Raw genomic sequence first — 1,202 nt, 5'->3', positions numbered from 1 at the left:
TGATAATACTTTAAATCTATAAACCTTATGAAAAAAATCCTTTTTGTATCCGCGATGCTCTTAGCTTGTGGCTGCTCCAAAAATCAAAACGCTAATATAACTACTAAAAACGCTATTGTTGTAGCTAAAGTAAATCCATTCAAAACGTATGGTGCCGATTCTGTTAATGGTAGTGTAGTTAGCGCGGATTCTGTTAAAACCGGAAGGCCGAAAACTATTAACAGTGTGTCATGTGCTTATTCACAGGCATATAGTACTACCCCTTTCTCGCCAAGCTATTATACTATAATAGGCCGGTTCCCGGCTTCGTCTTCTATACCTAACATTACCCTCCCGAAGGGCACCTGGCGTGCTGGTGCCTATGAGTTTGATAATCAAACTGATGGAAATTTAGTGGTGTATGTTACTGCTACCAGGAAAGTATTGTGGGCAACTAACAAATATGGTATCTCAACAAGGGTGTCGTTACAAAGCGATCTTAATTTGGTGGTATATAATACGGCTAATAATGCGGCTGTTTTTGAGTCACAAACATATTATTTTAAATGTGGTGCCCAAAACCCCAGAAATACAATGTTAGTGCTTACCGTAGATGGGGACCTTGCTATAATCGCCGACGGCTTAAATGGTAATGGTACTCTTGCTACAGTAAATTTAGCTGATTCACGTACTTTTGGAGGTGCACAAAGCCCTAACTATGGAAGCTTGTTTAAATTGTACACAACATCTCCACAGAACGGTGGTATTAGTTTCGCTTATTAATAACAATTAAAAAAAATTAGTAATTATCAACCTAAAAAGCCTGCATATCGCGGGTTTTTTTTTGCCTTTTTTTAAGGAGAAGCATTAAAAATCATGTTCTGTTTAAGCTAAGGCAATATTATCTTTATTATTGCACTTGTACAGGTTTTATATTGCTAAAGTTTGCGACAATGCCCTCATTTAAAAAAATAGAAACACAGCATATTCTAATAAGCCGGACAGACGCTATTGGCGATGTGGTACTAACTCTGCCAATGGCGGCCTATATAAAAGAGTTGATTCCGGGAGCAGTTGTTTCCTTTTTGGGCCGTACATACACTCAGCCAATAATAAATACATGTACCGCTGTTGATACTTTTATTAATTATGATGAAATAAAAAAACTGCCGCAAAATGAACAGGTCCTTTATTTAAAAGATAAAAATATAGATGCTATTATT

At 36.9% G+C, this 1,202-nt stretch carries 2 protein-coding genes; both read left to right on the top strand.

Going from position 1 to position 1,202, the window contains the following annotated elements:
• Positions 1-27: 27 nt before the first annotated feature.
• Complete coding sequence (locus AC1DPZ_RS27605; protein WP_477409548.1) at positions 28-762, top strand: hypothetical protein; 735 nt, start codon at positions 28-30, stop codon at positions 760-762.
• 170 nt (positions 763-932) lie between these two features.
• Positions 933-1,202 (top strand): glycosyltransferase family 9 protein (locus AC1DPZ_RS27600; RefSeq protein WP_477409546.1); only part of this gene is annotated, 270 nt, incomplete at its 3' end.

It is taken from the genome of Mucilaginibacter sp. P4_G9 (assembly GCF_056400985.1).
This window is presented reverse-complemented; position numbering and strand designations above follow the sequence as displayed.